Below are 16,898 nucleotides of genomic sequence, written 5' to 3' on the forward strand. Positions count from 1 at the left end.
GCGACAGCTTGACCAGGCCGCAGGCCAACACCGCGGCCAGCGCCAACCCTGCCAGCGCGGCAGACGCGGCATTCATCCAGCGGATGTCTTGCGGCATCTCGCTGGCATGGGGGTTGAGGGCGGCGTTGGCCAACATGGTCAAGTCCTGGTCCTTACTTGGCGGAGTCCAGCGTGGCCGAGGCCAGCAGGGTAAGGCAGAGTTGCTCGTAGCTCAGGCCAGCGGCCTTGGCGGACATCGGGACCAGGGAATGGCTGGTCATGCCGGGCGAGGTGTTGATCTCGAGCAAGAATGGCTGGCGGTCGGTGTGGCGGATCATCACGTCGGCACGCGCCCAGCCCCGGCAACCCAGGGTCTTGAAAGCACGCAGCACTTGATGGCGAATCTCGACCTCTTCGTCCGCGCCAAGCTGGCTGGGGCAGAGGTATTTGACCTCGTCGGTGAAGTACTTGTTCTGGTAGTCGTAGTTTCCACCGGGCGCGACGATGCGGATCACCGGCAGGGCTTGCGCCTCGCCCTGCACCAGCAACACCGGGCAGGTGGTTTCCTCGCCTTCGATGAACTGTTCGCACAGCACTTCAGGGTCGTGCTGGGCGGCAGCGGCGTAGGCGGCGGCGCACTGCGAGGGGTCGGTCACCTTGGTCAGGCCGATGGACGAGCCTTCGCGCGAGGGCTTGACGATCATGGGCGCGCCCAGCACGGCCAGGGCCTGCGAGCATTCTTCGGCGCTGGAGACCATGCGCCAGTCGGGCGTGGGCAAGCCTTCGAAGCGCCAGATGCGCTTGGTCATGATCTTGTCCATGGCGATGCTGGAGGCCATCACGCCGGAGCCGGTGTAGGGGATGCCCAGCAGTTCCAGTACGCCTTGCACCGTGCCGTCTTCACCGCCGCGTCCGTGCAGGGCGATGAAGCAGCGGTCGAAGCCCTCGGCCTTCAGGTCTTGCAAGGGGCGTTCGGCCGGGTCGAACGCGTGCGCGTCCACACCCTGCGATTGCAAGGCCTTGAGCACGCCCGAGCCCGACATGATCGAGATGTCGCGCTCGGCCGAGGTGCCGCCGAACAGCACGGCAACCTTGCCCAGCGACTTGACATCGATGGTGGGCGCAGGCAGTTGTGAGGTACTCATGTCTTCATCAATCCTTCAACAGTTCGACGACCTTGGGCGGCACGCCACCCATGGAGCCGGCGCCCATGCAGATCACCACGTCGCCACCGCGCGTGTTGTGCGCGATGGCGCCTGGCAGGTCGGCCATGTCATCCACAAACAGGGGCTCGACCTTGCCGGCCACGCGCACGGCGCGGGTCAGCGCGCGGCCATCGGCAGCCACGATGGGTTGCTCGCCCGCGGAATAGACCTCGGTCAGCAAGACGGCATCGGCCGTGCCCAGTACCTTGACGAAGTCCTCGAAGCAATCGCGCGTGCGGGTGTAGCGGTGCGGCTGGAAGGCCAGCACCAGGCGTTGGCCCGGGAAAGCACCGCGCGCGGCGCTGATCACGGCGGCCATCTCGACCGGGTGGTGGCCATAGTCGTCAATCAGGGTGAACTGGCCGCCATCGGCCGCGCGCAACTCGCCATAGCGCTGGAAGCGCCGACCCACGCCGGTGAACTCGGACAAGGCCTTGGCAATGGGCGCATCAAGCAGCTCAATTTCGGTGGCCACGGCGATCGCGGCCAAGGCGTTGAGCACGTTGTGCACGCCGGGCAAGTTCAGGGTGACCGGCAAATCAGGCATCACCACACCATTGCGGCGCTGAACCACAAAGCGCATCTGGCCGCCGGGCAAGGCTTCGACATTGACCGCGCGCACCTGGGCGTCTTCACCAAAGCCATAGCTGATGACGGGCCGCGAGATCAGCGGGATGATCGAACGCACGCCCGGGTCATCGGCACACAAGATGGCCGCACCGTAGAAAGGCATCCGGTGCAGGAAATCGACGAAGGCCTGCTTCAGCTTGGCGAAGTCATGGCCGTAGGTGTCCATGTGGTCGGCGTCGATGTTGGTGACGACCGACAGGATGGGCAGCAGGTTCAAGAAGGAGGCGTCCGACTCATCGGCCTCGACCACGATGTAGTCGCCCTTGCCCAAGGCCGAGTTGGCCCCTGCGCTGTTGAGCTTGCCGCCGATCACGAAGGTGGGATCGACCCCGGCCTCGGCCAGGATGCAGGTGACCAGCGAGGTGGTGGTGGTCTTGCCGTGCGTGCCGGCGATGGCGATGCCGCGCTTGAGGCGCATCAGCTCAGCCAGCATGACGGCGCGCGGCACCACGGGGATGCGCTTGGTGCGCGCGGCGATCACCTCGGGGTTGTCGCCCCGCACGGCGGTAGACGTGACCACGGCTTCGGCGCCCACCACATGGTCGGCATCGTGGCCGATGAACACCTTGATGCCCAGCGAGGCCAGGCGGCGCGAGGTGGCGCTGTCGCTCTGGTCCGAGCCGGACACGGTGTAGCCCAGGTTGTGCAGGATCTCGGCGATGCCGCTCATGCCGGCCCCGCCGACACCGACAAAGTGGATGTGTTTGACGGCGTGCTTCATGCTGACGCCCTTTTCTTCGAACTGGTGGTCACTAGTTTCTCGATCTCGTTGGCGACGGCCGCCGCCGCTTTCGGGCGGGCCAGCGCGCGGGCTTGGGTCGCCATGGCCTGCAGTCCATCACGCGTCAGGGCCTGCAGGCGCTGGGCCAGCGAGTCGGCGGTCAATGACGTTTGCGGCAGGTGCACGGCGGCACCATGCTCGGCCATGTAAGCAGCGTTGTCGCGTTGGTGCGAGGTGGTGGACACCACCAGCGGCACCAGGATGCTGGCCACGCCAGCGGCGCACAGCTCGCTGACCGTGATGGCGCCGGCCCGGCACACCAGCACATCGCAGTCGGCCAGGCGCTGCGCCATGTTGTTGATGAAGGGGACGACCTCGACATCGCGCACGGTGTCGAGGCCCAAAGCGGCGTAGTCGGCCTTGACGTCGTCGAAGTTGGCCATGCCGGTCTGGTGGGTGACCTTGGGGCGCTGGTCAGCAGGGATCTTCGCCAGCGCTTGCGGCAAGACCTTGTTGAGCGTGACCGCACCCAGGCTGCCCCCGACCATCAGCACGCGCAGTGGACCGGTGCGGCCCTGAAAGCGATCAGCTGGCACGGCGATGGCCTCAATCTCGGCACGCACCGGGTTGCCGGTGACGCGGGCCAGCTTGGTGCTGTTGGCCGCTGGGCCGTCGAAGCCGAAGGCCACCACATCGGCCACCGGCAGCAAAGCGCGGTTACTCATCAGCATGGCGGCATCGGCATTGACCAGCACCAGGGGCAGGCCACGTGCCGCCGCCATCATGCCGCCCGGGAAGCACACGTAGCCGCCCATGCCCAGCACGGCCGAGGCCTTGCGCTTGCCCAGGATGTTGAAGCATTCGGTGAAGGCTTTGAGCAGGCGCATGCCACCGGTCATGCTGTGCACCAGGCCCTTGCCACGCAGGCCGTTGAAAGCGATGGTGTCCAGCGGGATGCCGGTGGGCGGGACCAGGCGGTTTTCCATGCCAGTGTCGGTGCCCAGCCAGCTGATGGTCCAGCCACGCGCTTGCAACTCCTTGGCCACGGCCAGGCCGGGCATGATGTGCCCGCCCGTGCCTGCCGCCATGATCACGAGGTGACGGCTCATGCCCGACCTCCGCGCATCAACTGCCTGTTTTCAATGTCGACCCGCAGCACGATGGCCAGCGCGATGCAGTTCATCATCACGCCCGAGCCGCCGTAACTCATCAGGGGCAGAGTCAGGCCTTTGGTGGGTAACACGCCCAGGTTCACGCCCATGTTGATGAAGGCCTGGCCACCCATCCACACGCCCACGCCTTGCGCCACCAGGCCCGAGAAAACCCGGTCCAGCGCGATGGCCTGGCGGCCGATGTGGAACAGGCGGCGCACCAGCCAGAAGAAGGCGCCGATGACGATGGCTACGCCCACGAAGCCCAGTTCCTCGCCGATCACGGCCAGCAGGAAATCGGTGTGGGCTTCTGGCAGGTAGTGCAGCTTTTCAAGGCTGGAGCCCAGGCCTTCGCCAAAGACCTCGCCACGGCCGAAGGCGATCAGGGAGTGGGTCAGCTGGTAGGCCTTGCCCAAGGCGTGTTTCTCATCCCACGGATCAAGGTAGGCAAAGATTCGCTCACGCCGCCAGGGGCTGAGCGACACCATCAACGCGAAGGCGCCCACCAGCACGGCCGTGATCAGGAAGAACATGCGCCCGTTGACGCCGCCCAGGAACAGGATGCTCATGGCGATCACGGCGATCACCATGAAGGCACCCATGTCGGGCTCGGCCAGCAACAGCAGGCCCACCACGGCGACGGCCACGGCCATCGGGGCCACGGCGCGGAAGAAGCGCTCCTTCACCTCCATCTTGCGCACCATGTAGTCGGCCGCATACAAGGTGATGGCCAGCTTGGCCAGCTCGGAAGGCTGAAAATTCATCACGCCCAATGGCAGCCAACGGCGCGCGCCATTGACGCCCTTGCCCACGTGCGGGATCAGCACCAGCATCAACAGCAGCAAGGACAGCACGAACAACCAGGGCGCCACGCGCTCCCAGGTGGACAGCGGGATCTGCGTGACCAGGGCCGCCACCATCAGCGACAAAATCAGGAAGAACAAATGGCGATTGAAGAAATAGGTGGGCGTGTACTTGGCAAACTTGGGGCTGTCGGGCAAAGCGATCGAGGCTGAATAGACCATGATCAGGCCCAGGGCCAACAGCGACAGCACCACCCACACCAGCGACTGGTCAAAGCCCATCACCTTGGAGGGCTGGACCAGGATGTTGATGCGGTCGCGCACGGGTAAGGCCCCTTGGCCCTCGCCAGATTGGCCGCGCCAGTTTGACCAGCGGTCGCGCAAGCCACCCAGCCACGACATGGGATTGAGGACGCTGGCGTTCATGCGACCTCTCCCCGCTCGATGGCCAGCTCACGCACGGTGTCGATGAACACCTGGGCTCGGTGACCGTAGTTGCGGAACATGTCCAGGCTGGCGCAAGCGGGGCTGAGCAGCACCGCGTCGCCAGGGTGGGCTTGTTCGAAAGCCCAGCGCGTGGCGGCCTCCAGGCTGTCGTGCCTTTGCAAGATCAAGGCCGCGCCGTTGGCATGCCTCACGCCTGACAGAATCTCTTGCAAGGCCGGGCCATCGCGGCCGATCAAGGCCACAGCGCGTGCATGGCGGCCCACGGGATCGAGCAAAGGCGCGAAGTCCTGGCCCTTGCCATCGCCGCCCAGGATGAGGACGAGCTTGCCCGGCGACAGGTCAGCGCCCAGGCCCAGCAGCGCGGCCACGGTGGCGCCCACATTGGTACCCTTGCTGTCGTCGATGGCGTCAATGCCCGCCACGCTGGCCACGTGCTCCACCCGGTGCGACTCGCCACGGTACTCGCGCAAGCCATGCAGCATGGGCGCCAGCGGGCACCCCACCGCCGTGGCCAGGGCCAGGGCCGCCAATGCATTCGAGGCGTTGTGGCGACCACGGATGCGCAAGGCGTCGGCCGGCATCAGGCGCTGCAGGATGAGCTCATCCACATCGCCCTTCTTGCGCTTGATGGTGGGATCGGCCTCCAGGGCGCGCATCAACCAGGCCATGCCGCTCTCAGTGACCAAGCCGAAGTCGCCAGGGCGCTGGGGCGCATCCAGGCCAAACTTGACCAGGTGGCGGTGCACGACTTTGGCCGCACGCCCCTTGCCCCCCGACTTGATGACTTCGGGCTCGGGCACCATGGCCAGCACGGCCGGGTCATCACGGTTGATGACCATGATGGCGTGCTTGCCGTAGATGCGGGCCTTGGCGGCGGCGTAGGCTTTCATCGTGCCGTGCCAGTCCAGGTGGTCCTGCGTGACGTTCAGCACCACGGCCGCGCTGGGCTCGAAGTTGCTCACGCCATCGAGCTGGAAGCTGGACAACTCCAGCACCCAGACTTCAGGCAGGACTTCAAACACCGGTGCAGACGGAGGGGGCGGGGTCAGGACGATCAGGGGCTCGTCGGCATCGTCGGAGATGGCAGCGGGCGTGGGTTCCGACGCGGCATCAGGCGCCGCATCAACAGGCTGCACCGCAACGTCATCAGAGTCTTCAAACAGCGTCTCGGCGACCAGCGGTTCGTCGATGGCAGTGACCGGCGCGGCTTCGTCAATCAGCTCTTCATCGGCCACGACCACCACTTCAGGCTCCAGGTCCAGCGCAGTACCCAAGGTGTCCAGCAAGGTGGGCCCGATGTTGCCCGCCAAGCCCACGCGTTTGCCGGCCCGTTCGATCAACTGCGCAGTCAAGGACGTGGTGGTGGTCTTGCCATTGGTGCCGGTGATGGCGATCACCTTGGGCGCGTAGCCCCGGTCGGCCTTCAGGTCGTCCAGGGCCGAAGCGAACAACGACAACTCGCCGCGCACCGGGATGCCCAGCTCAGCGGCTTTTTCAAGCAAGGCGGCCACATCGGCCGAGGTCGGTGCCAGGCCTGGGCTCTTGAGCACGAGGTTGACGCCGTCCAGCAACTCCAGGCCCAGCCCCACGTGCAAGATCGCGCCGGGCACATGATGCGCCAACGTGGCAGCCTGCGGTGGCGCCTCGCGCGTGTCGGCCACGCGCACGGTGGCCCCGCAGCGCGCACTCCAGCGCGCCATGGCCAAGCCGGAGTCGCCCAGACCCAGGATCAGCACAGTGAGGTTGCGGAGGTAGTGCATGTGTTCGGCGCTGGGCGGCTCAGCGCAGCTTCAAGGAGGACAAACCCAGCAGGCACAAGAGCATGGTGATGATCCAGAAGCGGACCACGACCTGCGTTTCTTTCCAACCAGATTTTTCAAAGTGGTGGTGCAGGGGCGCCATCAGCAGGATGCGGCGACCCTCGCCAAATTTCTTCTTGGTGTATTTGAAGTAGCCCACCTGCACCATGACCGACAGCGCCTCGAGCACGAAAACGCCGCCCATCAAGGCCAGCACGATTTCCTGGCGCACGATCACGGCGATGGTGCCCAAAGCGCCGCCCAGGGCCAGCGCCCCGACGTCGCCCATGAAGACCTCGGCCGGGTAGGCGTTGAACCACAAAAAGGCCAGCCCCGCCCCCGCCATCGCGGCGCAAAAAATCATCAACTCGCCCGCCCCCGGGATGTGCGGCAGCAGCAGGTACTTGGAGAAAACAGCGTTGCCGGTGACGTAGCAGAAGATGCCCATCACGGACCCCACCATCACCACCGGCATGATGGCCAGGCCATCCAGGCCGTCGGTCAGGTTGACGGCGTTGCTGGTGCCCACGATCACGATGTAGCTCAGCACGATGAAGCCCCACACGCCCAGCGGGTAGCTCACCGTTTTGAAGAAGGGCACGATCAAATCGGCCTTGGGCGGCAGATCGTTTGAAAAGCCAGAACCGATCCAGCGGAAGAACAGCTCCAGCACGCGCAGGTTGTTGGTCTCGGACACGCTGAAGGCCAGGTACAGCGCGGCAATCAAGCCAATGACGGATTGCCAGAAATACTTCTCGCGCGAGGGCATGCCCTCCGGGTCTTTGTGCACCACTTTGCGCCAGTCGTCGGCCCAACCAATGGCACCGAAGCCCGTGGTCACGATCATCACGATCCACACGAATCGGTTGGACCAGTCGAACCACAGCAGGGTTGACACGCCAATGGCCAGCAGGATCAGCGCGCCACCCATGGTGGGCGTGCCGCGTTTGGTCAGGTGGCTTTGCATCGCGTAGTCGCGGATGGGCTGGCCAATCTTCAACTCGGTGAGCTTGCGGATCAGGGTGGGGCCCAGCGCCAAGCCGATCAGCAAGGCGGTCATGGCCGCCATCACTGCGCGGAAGGTCAGGTACTGGAACACGCGCAAGAAGCCCCACTCGGGGTGCAGCACCTGCAGCCATTCGGTCAGGCTAAGCAGCATGGGCACCTCCCAACAGCACGGCAACGACTTGTTCCATTTTCATGAAGCGAGACCCTTTGACCAGGACCGACGCGGCTTCAGGTGCGCCGGTCTTGGCGTTGAGCGCAGCCACGATGTCGGCAGCACTGTCGAAATGTTGGGCGCTGGGGCCAAAGGCTTGGGCCGCATGCGCACACAAGGTGCCAGCGGTCCAGAACTGCTCGATGCCACGCTCGCGGGCGTAACGCCCCGCTTCTTCGTGGAAAGACGGGCCTTGGTTGCCGACCTCACCCATGTCGCCCAGCACCAGCCATTGCGGGCCCGGCAAGCCGGCCAGCATGTCAATGGCGGCAAGCACCGAATCCGGGTTGGCGTTGTAGCTGTCGTCGATCAGGGTGACATCGCGGCCTTGGCGCTGGATGCCATGCAATTGTGAACGGCCCTTGACCGGCTCGAAAGCTTGCAAGCCAGTCACCACCGCCGTCAGCGACGCGCCTGCCGCCAGGGCAGAAGCGGTGGCGGCCAGCGCATTGCGCACATTGTGGGCACCGGCCATGGGCAGCTTGACACTGGCCTGACCCGCTGGCGTGCGCAGCGCGATCACCCAATGTGGCGAAGGCTGGGCTTGCCAGGTGGCCTGGCCGGTGACGGCCGCTGGGCCCTCAGCGGCGAAGTCAATCACGTGGCAACCGTTGGCCAATTCGCGCCAGATCGGCGCATGCTCGTCGTCGGCCGGGAAGACCGCCACGCCACCACGCGACAAGGCCTGCAGCACCGCCCCGTTCTCACGCGCCACGGCCTCGACCGTGTGCATGAACTCCTGGTGTTCGCGCTGGGCGTTGTTGACCAGCGCCACGGTGGGGGCCGCGATGGCCGACAACTGGGCTATCTCGCCGGGGTGGTTCATGCCCAACTCGACCACGGCGCAGCGGTGCTGGCCTTGGCGCAGGCGCAACAAGGTGAGCGGCACGCCGATCTCGTTGTTGTAGTTGCCTTGCGTGGACAAGGCCGCATCGGGCAGGCCTTGCTCGGCCACCCAGGCCTGCAGGATCGAGGCGATCATCTGCGTGACGGTGGTCTTGCCATTGCTGCCGGTGACCGCGATCAGCGGGATGTCAAACCGCGAACGCCAGCCCGAAGCCAACCAGCCCAGGGCCGCCCTCGTGTCACTGACCGTCAGGCCTGGCAGGCCCGAGCTGTCCAGACCACGCTGCACCAGGGCCGCCACCGCACCCGCTTCGCGCGCTTGCGGCAGAAAATCGTGCGCATCGAAACGCTCACCACGCAGTGCCACGAACAGGTCGCCCTGTTGCAGGGTGCGGGTGTCAGTGTGGGCACGCAGCAAAGGAGTGGCCGGGTCGCCCGACAAGGTCGAACCCGGCAAAAGCTGTTGGGCCAAGCCAAGTGTCATCATGGGTGCGCTGCCTTGAACAGGTGCGCCAAAGCGGCGCACCAGGGCCTGGGTGGCCTGGTCGGTGTCGGAAAACGGTGTCTTCACACCGGCCACTTCCTGCATGGTTTCATGGCCCTTGCCCGCGATGAGCACCACGTCTTTCGGGTCGCAGCGCGAGATCGCATCGGCGATCGCTTCGGCGCGGTCGTCCAGCACGTCGACGTCATCGTGGCGCGCGATGCCCGCCAGGATCTGCGAGAGGATGAAGCAAGGCTTTTCATCGCGCGGGTTGTCGCTGGTCAGCACCAGGTGGTCGGCGAACTGCTCGGCAATCGCGCCCATCAGCGGGCGCTTGATCGGGTCGCGGTTGCCGCCACAGCCGAACACACACCACAACTGGCCACCACGGGCCTTGGCCATCGGCGACAAGGCACACAGCGCTTTCTTCAAGGCATCGGGTGTGTGCGCATAGTCCACCACCACCACCGGCTGGCCTTCTGGCGCCACGTGGGGCAAAGCCACCCGTTGCATGCGCCCGGGCACCGGCGTGAGGTTCTCGCAAGCGGCCACGGCCTGGCTCAAGGACACGCCCAGGGCGCGCAAGGCACCGATCACCGCCAACAGGTTCGACGCATTGAACTCGCCCACCAGGTGGGTGTTGACCTCGACGTGGTCCACCGTGGCGTCCAGGTCGGCATCGCGCTCGACCAGGGTGAAGCCCATGCCATCGGCGTGGTGGGTCAGGCCGGTGGCTTGCAGGCGTGCTGTGTGCACCAGGCCATAAGTCCACAAATCCAGGCCACGCGCGCTCACACCATCGGCCAATGAACCGCCCGCCGGGTCGTCCAGATTGACCACGGCCGCGCGCAGGCCAGGCCAATCGAACAAGGCCCGCTTGGCTTCCCAGTAGGCGGCCATGCTGCCGTGGTAATCCAGGTGGTCTTGTGTGAAGTTGGTGAACTGGGCCACGCTGATGCGGGTGGCGCCCAGGCGCTGTTCTTCGATGCCGATGGACGAGGCCTCGATGGCGACGGCCTGCCAACCTTGATCCACGAATTGGCGGAAGGTGGCGTGCAAGGTGATGGGGTCGGGCGTGGTCAGGCCGGTGGGCATCAAGTCGCCGCCACCCGGCTGACCGACACCCAAGGTGCCAATGACACCACAGCGGCGGCCCACGGCGCTCAGCGCTTGCGCGGTCCACCACGAGGTCGACGTCTTGCCATTGGTGCCCGTCACGGCCACCACGTCCAGCTGCGCGCTGGGTTCGTTGTAGAAACCATGCGCGATCTCGGCGCTGGCGGCTTTCAAGCCCTTGAACGCCGCCACGCGGGCATCGCCAAAAACAAAGGCCTGGGCACCATCGGCTTCGACCAGGCAGGCGCGGGCGCCATCCTGCAAGGCTTGCGCCACGAAAGCGCGGCCATCGCGCGCCGCGCCCGGCCAGGCGATGAAGCCCACACCCTGCCGCGCCTGGTCGGCCACGGCGCGGCTGTTCACCGTGAGCGACTTGACGCCCTGCTGGCGCAGCCACGCCATGGCGTCATCGACGCACGTGAGGATCAGCAGCGAGGCACCCATCAGAAACTTTCCTCCACGCTTTGCATGGCCGTGATGTCGGGCCGCACGTCCAGATCGGGCATCACGCCAAGGCGGTTCAAGGTTTGCTCGACCACCTGGCTGAACACCGGCGCGGCCACATCACCACCAAAGTACACGCCATTGCCCGGCTCGTCCACCATCACCGCGACGACGATGCGGGGATGGCTGATGGGCGCGATGCCCACGAACCACGAGCGGTACTTGTTGCCGGAGTAGCCCTTGCCTTCTTGCTTGTGCGCGGTGCCGGTTTTGCCACCCACGCTGTAACCCATGGCCTGGGCCTTGGGCGCCGTGCCGCCATTGGCGGTGACCATGGCCAACATCTTGCGGACCTCGCGCGCGGTCTCGGGCGAGAACACGCGCGCGCCACGCACGGGCACCACCTCATCCAGGGGCGTGCTCAAGCCCGGCTTGTAGTCGGTGCGCAAGGCCAGCTTCTTGGGCATGGCGGTTTCATCGGCATCATCGCGCTTGAGCAGGCTGATCGGGATCAGCTCGCCATCGCGCGCAAACACCGTGTAGGCCTGCGCCAGTTGCAGCAAGCTGGCCGACAGGCCATAGCCATAGCTCATGGTGACCTGCTCGATGCGGCGCCAGCTTTTATAAGGGCGCAAGCGGCCAGTGACCACGCCGGGGAAACCAATCTGCGGCTTTTGCCCCAGCCCCACCGCCGTGAACAACTCCCACATCTCTTTGGGCTGGAACTGCAGCGCCATCTTGGCCGTGCCGATGTTGCTGGACTTCTGGATGACCTGCTCGACCGTGAGGTCGCCATGCGGGTGCGAATCGGTGATGGTGGCGCCATCGATGGTCATGCGCCCATTGCCGGTGGCAATGATGGTGTCGGGCTTGACGCGATTGGTCTCGAGCGCCCACGAGATGATGAAAGGCTTCATCGTGGAGCCGGGCTCGAAGGTGTCGGTCAAGGCCCGGTTGCGCAGTTGCGCGCCGGTCAGGTTGCGGCGGTCGGAGGGCGTGTAACTGGGCACATTGGCCAGGGCCAGCACTTCGCCGGTCTGGGCATCGAGCACCACCACGCTGCCAGCCTTGGCCTTGTGCAGCGCCACGGCATCGCGGATGCGCTGGTAGGCGTAGAACTGGATCTTCGCGTCGATCGAAAGGCGGATTTCGCGGCCATCGTCGGCGGGGATCAAATCACCCACGGACTCGACCACGCGGCCCAGGCGGTCCTTGATCACGTGGCGCACGCCATCGCGGCCCACCAGTTGCTTCTGGTAGGCCAGCTCGATGCCTTCCTGGCCTTCGTCCTCGATGTTGGTGAAGCCCACGATGTGCGCGGCGGCCTCGCCTTCGGGATACTGGCGCTTGGTTTCCTTGATCTCGTGCACGCCCTTGATGTCGAGCGCGGCCACTTGCTGGGCCACGCTGTCGTCCACCTGCCGGCGCAGCCAGGCGAAGTTCTGGTTGCCATCCAGGCGCTTCTTCAGCTCGGCGGGTTTCATGTTCAGCAGCTTGGCCAAGGCCTTGAACTGCTCGGGCGTGGCCTCAAAATCTTTGGGGATGACCCACAAGGAAGGCGACGGCACGCTGGACGCCAGCAACTCGCCATTGCGGTCCAGGATGCGGCCTCGGTTGGCGGGCAACTCGATGCGGCGCTCGTAGCGGCTGGCACCTTGCTGCAGGTAGAAATCGTTGTGGATGATCTGGATCCAGGCGGCGCGCCCGATCAGCACAGCAAAGCCCAGGCCGATGGCACCGATCAAAAACTTCACGCGCCAGGGTGGCGTGCGTGAGGCCAGCAAAGGGCTGGTGGCATAGCGCACCGTGGGCATGGCCGAAGCGTTCTGCCGACGCGGCAAGCGGCGCAGTTTTCGGACCAGATCGCCCAGGCGGCTCACGGCGTGACCCCTGACGCGGCTTCATTCACATAGTGCGTGACGGCGGGCGTGGCGCTGAACATGCGCAGCTTTTCGCGCGCGAGCTTTTCAACGCGCAAGGGCGTGGCCTGCGCACGCTTGTCCAGCTGCAGGCGCTCGCGGTCGCTTTGCAACTCGTGCTCGCGGTTCTGGGCTTTTTCAAGCTCAACGAACAGGTGCCGCGACTCGTAGCTGGAGCGGATCAGCCAGACGCAGCTGATGAGCAGCATTGCCACGAGCAGCAGGTTGAGCCGCGCCATCACTTGCGCCCGCCCTTGTCGTGCTTGCCACGGCCCTTGCCGCTACCTGCGCCTTCAGGCTGCGCCAGCTCGTGCGACCAGGGCACCTCACTGCGCTCAGCCACGCGCAGCACGGCAGAGCGCGAGCGCGGGTTGCCATCCACCTCGTTGTAAGACGGCTTGATGCGGCCCAGCGAATGCAGCAACTTGGCCTTGGGGGGCGCGAAGGGCGCGCGGCGATCAACCTCGTCGCGGCTGTGCTTGGCGATGAAGGTCTTGACGATGCGGTCTTCGAGCGAATGGAAGCTGATGACCGCGAGGCGACCGCCCGGCGCCAGCATCTTCAGGGCCGCCTCCAGCGCGTCTTGCAACTCTCCAAGTTCGCGGTTGACGTGAATCCGTAGAGCTTGAAAGGTGCGCGTGGCGGGGTTCTGACCGGCTTCACGCGTTTTGACCGCACCAGCCACGACGTTGGACAACTCGGCCGTGGTTCGCACGGGCTGTCCTGCCTCGCGGCGAGCCACAAGCGCCTTTGCAATCGGGCGAGCAAACCGTTCTTCTCCATAGGTCTTTATCACCTCTGCCAGCTCATCGACCGAGGCGTGGGCCAGGTAATCGGCCACGCTCTCGCCCTGGGTGGTGTCCATGCGCATGTCCAGCGGCGCATCGAAACGGAAGCTGAACCCACGCTCGGGGTTGTCGATCTGCGGCGACGACACGCCGATGTCCATCAGCAAGCCATGCACAGGGCCCAGCCCCAGGTCGCTGACCACCTCGCCCCAATTGGAGAAGGCAGCATGCTCGATGCGAAAGCGTGGATCGGTGATGGCCTCGGCGCCCGTGGTCGCGTGGGCGATGGCATCCGGGTCGCGGTCCAGGGCCAGCAGTTGGGCTTGGGCCCCCAGGTGCGACAAGAGCAGGCGCGAGTGGCCGCCGCGCCCGAAGGTGGCGTCCACGTACAAGCCTTGCGGATGCGGGCCCACCTGCGAATCCCACAAGGCATCGACCGCCTCGGTCAGCAGGACGGTGGTGTGCTGCCAAGGTGTTAGCGCCTGTTGCATCGTGGTCAAAAGGTGAAGTCTTGCAGGACATCGGGCATGGCCTGGGCCATGACTTCGGCCTCGTGCGCGGCGTAGCGCTGGGCATCCCACAGTTCAAAATGGCTGCCCATGCCCAGCAACATCACTTCCTTGTTCAAACCGGCGGCAGCGCGCAATTCGGGCGAGACCAGGAAGCGCGAGGCGCCGTCGATCTCGACGTCCATGGCATTGCCCAGGAAGATGCGCTTCCAGCCGGAGGCGGACATGGGCAAGGCGGCGACCTTATCGCGGAAGGCTTCCCAGGCGGAGCGAGGGAAGACCATCAGGCAACCCTCGGGGTGCTTGGTCAGGGTGAGCTGCCCTTCGCACAGAGCCTGCAGGACGTCACGATGCCGCGCAGGCACGGCCAACCGTCCCTTCGCATCCAACGCCAACGCCGAAGCACCCTGAAAGACCAGATTCACACAAAACTCCACAAAAATGCACGAAATCCCACTTTAACCGATCACCTCCCCCGAAACAAGGGGGAAGTGAAAAAATCTTCAATGAAATCAAAGACTTAGGAAGTTTTTGCAAGAAGATTCCCAGAAAAAAAGTCCTTATGAAATAAGGACTTGCAGAGGGGTGTGGAAGTGATGAATGAAGAATTTCCCCAGAATGGGTGGGGATTCCAGGCCGGATCGGGCGGATGTGCGGACGGGTGCGACGGGTGGCGTTACCAACCTGGCGGGCGTTCATCCTTTGCCATGGTGTTTTCCAACCCCATGTTCAAGGGGGACCTCCAGCCGCGCGTGATTTCCTGGCGGAAACCCTTTGCAAAACTGCTTTTCCTCTTTGTCAAAATACACACATGCGATTAATCGATCGCTGATAACCGGACTACGTTTTATGGGCCGGCTTCCTAGTGACTCTGGAGAGAACATGAACTGCACCTTTTTGAGCCCCCGGGCATTAACCCTGCCGCTGGCCGCTTTGACTTTGGCGATGACGAGCGCCTACGCCGCCCCTTCCGTAGGCCCTGCCGGCATCGCTTTCTACAGCGCCCCTGCGTCTGCCACAAGCGGCGTCCATGGTGACCTGATTTCTTACCGCAGCACCACGGTCAACCTGGGCGCCACCGCGCCGACCACCAAGGCCTGGACCGTGATGTACAAGTCGACCGACTCGCTCGGCGCCGCCAATGTCGTCACCGGCACCGTGCTGGTGCCCGTGGCCGCCTGGACTGGCGGGGGCACACGCCCTACCATTTCCTACGCGGTCGGCACGCATGGCCTGGCCCAAAATTGCGCACCTTCACTGCAAATGGTGGGGGGCACTGACTACGAAGCCGCCAACATCGCCGCCGCCCTGAAGGCCGGCTACGCCGTGCTGGTGTCCGACTACCAGGGTTACACCACGGGCAACACCCCGACCTACTTGGCCGGTGCATCACAAGGCAATGCCGTGCTCGACATCGTGCGCGCCGCCACCCAGATCCCGTTTGGCGGCATCAGCGACAGCACCAAGACCGCCGTTTGGGGTTACTCGCAAGGTGGCCAAAGCGCCGCCTGGGCCGCCCAACGTCATGCCGCCTACGCCCCCACTGTGAACCTGGTGGGCGTGGCCGCTGGCGGCGTCCCTGCTGACTTCCTGCGCACGGCCGACTACCTGAACGGCAGCGCAGGCGCGTCCTTCCTGTTCGGCGGCGTGATCGGCCTGGCCCAACAGTACCCCACCGCCATCCCACTGGACACCTTGACCAACGCTGCTGGCCAAGCCGCCATCGCCAAGGGCAAGACACAGTGCGTGTTCGAGTCCCTGTTCGAGTTGATGAACGACAACTTGTCCGAGTACACCTTGGGCAACAAGACGTTGGACGAGTTGACGGCCATCCCCGCCATCAACGCGACCTTGAAGGCCCAAGACCTGGGCGGCGACAAGGTCTCCGTGCCCTTGTACCAATACCATGGCAAGGCCGACGAGTTCATCCCGATCGACCAGGCTGTCAACCTCAAGAAGGCTTACTGCAGCAAGTTCTCCAACGTCAGCTTCGATGTGTTCCCCAGCGAACACATCGTGACCCAGTTCCAGGCCGCACCCAACGTGCTGACCTGGTTGGGTGCGCGCTTCGCGGGCACCGTTGCAACGAGCACCTGCGCCACCACGGCAGCCGACCCTCTGTCCACCGCCAATCCAAGTGGCGGCAACTTCGTGGTCACGCTGGACAAATGGCCACTGACCGCCACCGTGGGCCTGAAGACCCTGGCGCAAACGGTGACCTTGCCGGCCACGTCAACCTTCTCGGCTCAAAGCGACATCACCGCCAAGCGCCTGACGGGCGACCTGGTCGTGCCTGACTTCAAGCAATCGCTGAAGATCCTGGGCATCGGCTCGGCCGTCGGTCTGCGGATCACACCCGTGGGCCAGGCCACGGGCACCGTGGCCCTGGACAACCAAGGCCAGCTGAACATTGACGGTGTCGTTTACGCCAACATCACCATCACGTCACTGTCGGGCATCTCGTTCGGCGAGTGCAAGACCGTCACGCCAGTGGCCTTCCCCATCAAGTTCACGGGACCAATCTCCTCGCTGGGCAATGGTGGCTTGAGCTTCTCTGGCACGACGTCCTTCCCGCAAATCAAGGGTTGCAGCGTGTCCGCCATCCTGTCGGCCTTCATGTCCGGCCCTGGCCAGACTTACTCGTTCGCCGTGGCACCTCCTGCCCCTGTGAAGTACTGATGAGTTTTTGCTGACCTCGTTGTCGGCCCTGGGCCCCTCCGTGATGGAGGGGCTTTTTTCATGGCGGCTTACGTTATTCCGGCCATGCGAAAGGCTTCCAATGGCCGACTAGGCAAAGGCCCTCCCCGCGAACGGGGGAGTGGGACCGGTGCGCCGTGC

The 16,898-nt window shown here is 64.8% G+C and carries 12 protein-coding genes; 1 reads left to right on the forward strand and 11 read right to left on the reverse strand.

The genetic code is table 11. The features are described from left to right. Positions 1 to 152: 152 nt before the first annotated feature. From H7225_RS15105 to mraZ, 11 genes are all read right to left on the reverse strand, one after another. Entirely contained in the window at positions 153 to 1,124 is a 972-nt protein-coding gene (locus tag H7225_RS15105; protein ID WP_290663254.1) for a D-alanine--D-alanine ligase, read from the reverse strand. 7 nt (positions 1,125 to 1,131) lie between these two features. Then, the gene (gene murC / locus H7225_RS15110) at positions 1,132 to 2,535 is read right to left on the reverse strand and encodes a UDP-N-acetylmuramate--L-alanine ligase (protein ID WP_290663256.1); all 1,404 of its coding nucleotides are present in this window, start codon (positions 2,533 to 2,535) and stop codon (positions 1,132 to 1,134) included. Further along, the gene (murG, locus tag H7225_RS15115; protein WP_290663258.1) at positions 2,532 to 3,644 is read right to left on the reverse strand and encodes an undecaprenyldiphospho-muramoylpentapeptide beta-N-acetylglucosaminyltransferase; all 1,113 of its coding nucleotides are present in this window, start codon (positions 3,642 to 3,644) and stop codon (positions 2,532 to 2,534) included. The genes murC and murG overlap by 4 nt, the downstream gene beginning before the upstream one ends. Then, entirely contained in the window at positions 3,641 to 4,915 is a 1,275-nt protein-coding gene (gene ftsW / locus H7225_RS15120; RefSeq protein WP_290663260.1) for a putative lipid II flippase FtsW, read from the reverse strand. Before ftsW ends, murG begins: the two co-directional genes overlap by 4 nt. Further along, entirely contained in the window at positions 4,912 to 6,696 is a 1,785-nt protein-coding gene (murD, locus tag H7225_RS15125) for a UDP-N-acetylmuramoyl-L-alanine--D-glutamate ligase (protein ID WP_290663262.1), read from the reverse strand. The genes ftsW and murD overlap by 4 nt, the downstream gene beginning before the upstream one ends. Before the next feature lie 19 nt (positions 6,697 to 6,715). Continuing rightward, positions 6,716 to 7,894 (reverse strand): phospho-N-acetylmuramoyl-pentapeptide-transferase, encoded by a 1,179-nt coding sequence (gene mraY / locus H7225_RS15130; RefSeq protein WP_290663264.1) that lies wholly within the window; start codon positions 7,892 to 7,894, stop codon positions 6,716 to 6,718. Then, entirely contained in the window at positions 7,884 to 10,844 is a 2,961-nt protein-coding gene (murF, locus tag H7225_RS15135; RefSeq protein ID WP_290663266.1) for a bifunctional UDP-N-acetylmuramoyl-L-alanyl-D-glutamate--2,6-diaminopimelate ligase MurE/UDP-N-acetylmuramoyl-tripeptide--D-alanyl-D-alanine ligase MurF, read from the reverse strand. The genes mraY and murF overlap by 11 nt, the downstream gene beginning before the upstream one ends. After that, positions 10,844 to 12,658 (reverse strand): penicillin-binding protein 2, encoded by a 1,815-nt coding sequence (locus H7225_RS15140; protein ID WP_290663354.1) that lies wholly within the window; start codon positions 12,656 to 12,658, stop codon positions 10,844 to 10,846. Before H7225_RS15140 ends, murF begins: the two co-directional genes overlap by 1 nt. A 62-nt stretch (positions 12,659 to 12,720) precedes the next feature. After that, the gene (gene ftsL / locus H7225_RS15145; RefSeq protein ID WP_290663268.1) at positions 12,721 to 13,002 is read right to left on the reverse strand and encodes a cell division protein FtsL; all 282 of its coding nucleotides are present in this window, start codon (positions 13,000 to 13,002) and stop codon (positions 12,721 to 12,723) included. After that, a complete protein-coding gene (rsmH, locus tag H7225_RS15150; RefSeq protein WP_290663270.1) occupies positions 13,002 to 14,042 on the reverse strand; it encodes a 16S rRNA (cytosine(1402)-N(4))-methyltransferase RsmH in 1,041 nt (346 codons plus the stop codon). The genes ftsL and rsmH overlap by 1 nt, the downstream gene beginning before the upstream one ends. 5 nt (positions 14,043 to 14,047) lie before the next feature. Beyond that, a complete protein-coding gene (gene mraZ, locus H7225_RS15155; RefSeq protein ID WP_290663356.1) occupies positions 14,048 to 14,479 on the reverse strand; it encodes a division/cell wall cluster transcriptional repressor MraZ in 432 nt (143 codons plus the stop codon). A 463-nt stretch (positions 14,480 to 14,942) separates the two neighbouring features. Here mraZ and H7225_RS15160 point away from each other — a divergent pair, with 463 nt between their 5' ends. Further along, entirely contained in the window at positions 14,943 to 16,739 is a 1,797-nt protein-coding gene (locus H7225_RS15160; protein ID WP_290663272.1) for a lipase family protein, read from the forward strand. Positions 16,740 to 16,898: the final 159 nt, after the last annotated feature.

The sequence above is a fragment of the Aquabacterium sp. genome, assembly GCF_014378415.1.
Lineage (GTDB): Bacteria > Pseudomonadota > Gammaproteobacteria > Burkholderiales > Burkholderiaceae_C > Aquabacterium.

Coding starts and splice junctions, on each gene's coding strand:
- murD (WP_290663262.1), bottom strand. CDS start 6,696: ATGCACTACCTCCGCAACCTCACTGTGCTGATCCTGGGTCTGGGCGAC.
- H7225_RS15105 (WP_290663254.1), bottom strand. CDS start 1,124: ATGAGTACCTCACAACTGCCTGCGCCCACCATCGATGTCAAGTCGCTG.
- mraY (WP_290663264.1), bottom strand. CDS start 7,894: ATGCTGCTTAGCCTGACCGAATGGCTGCAGGTGCTGCACCCCGAGTGG.
- murF (WP_290663266.1), bottom strand. CDS start 10,844: ATGGGTGCCTCGCTGCTGATCCTCACGTGCGTCGATGACGCCATGGCG.
- ftsW (WP_290663260.1), bottom strand. CDS start 4,915: ATGAACGCCAGCGTCCTCAATCCCATGTCGTGGCTGGGTGGCTTGCGC.
- H7225_RS15140 (WP_290663354.1), bottom strand. CDS start 12,658: ATGCCCACGGTGCGCTATGCCACCAGCCCTTTGCTGGCCTCACGCACG.
- rsmH (WP_290663270.1), bottom strand. CDS start 14,042: ATGCAACAGGCGCTAACACCTTGGCAGCACACCACCGTCCTGCTGACC.
- H7225_RS15160 (WP_290663272.1), top strand. CDS start 14,943: ATGAACTGCACCTTTTTGAGCCCCCGGGCATTAACCCTGCCGCTGGCC.
- murG (WP_290663258.1), bottom strand. CDS start 3,644: ATGAGCCGTCACCTCGTGATCATGGCGGCAGGCACGGGCGGGCACATC.
- ftsL (WP_290663268.1), bottom strand. CDS start 13,002: ATGGCGCGGCTCAACCTGCTGCTCGTGGCAATGCTGCTCATCAGCTGC.
- murC (WP_290663256.1), bottom strand. CDS start 2,535: ATGAAGCACGCCGTCAAACACATCCACTTTGTCGGTGTCGGCGGGGCC.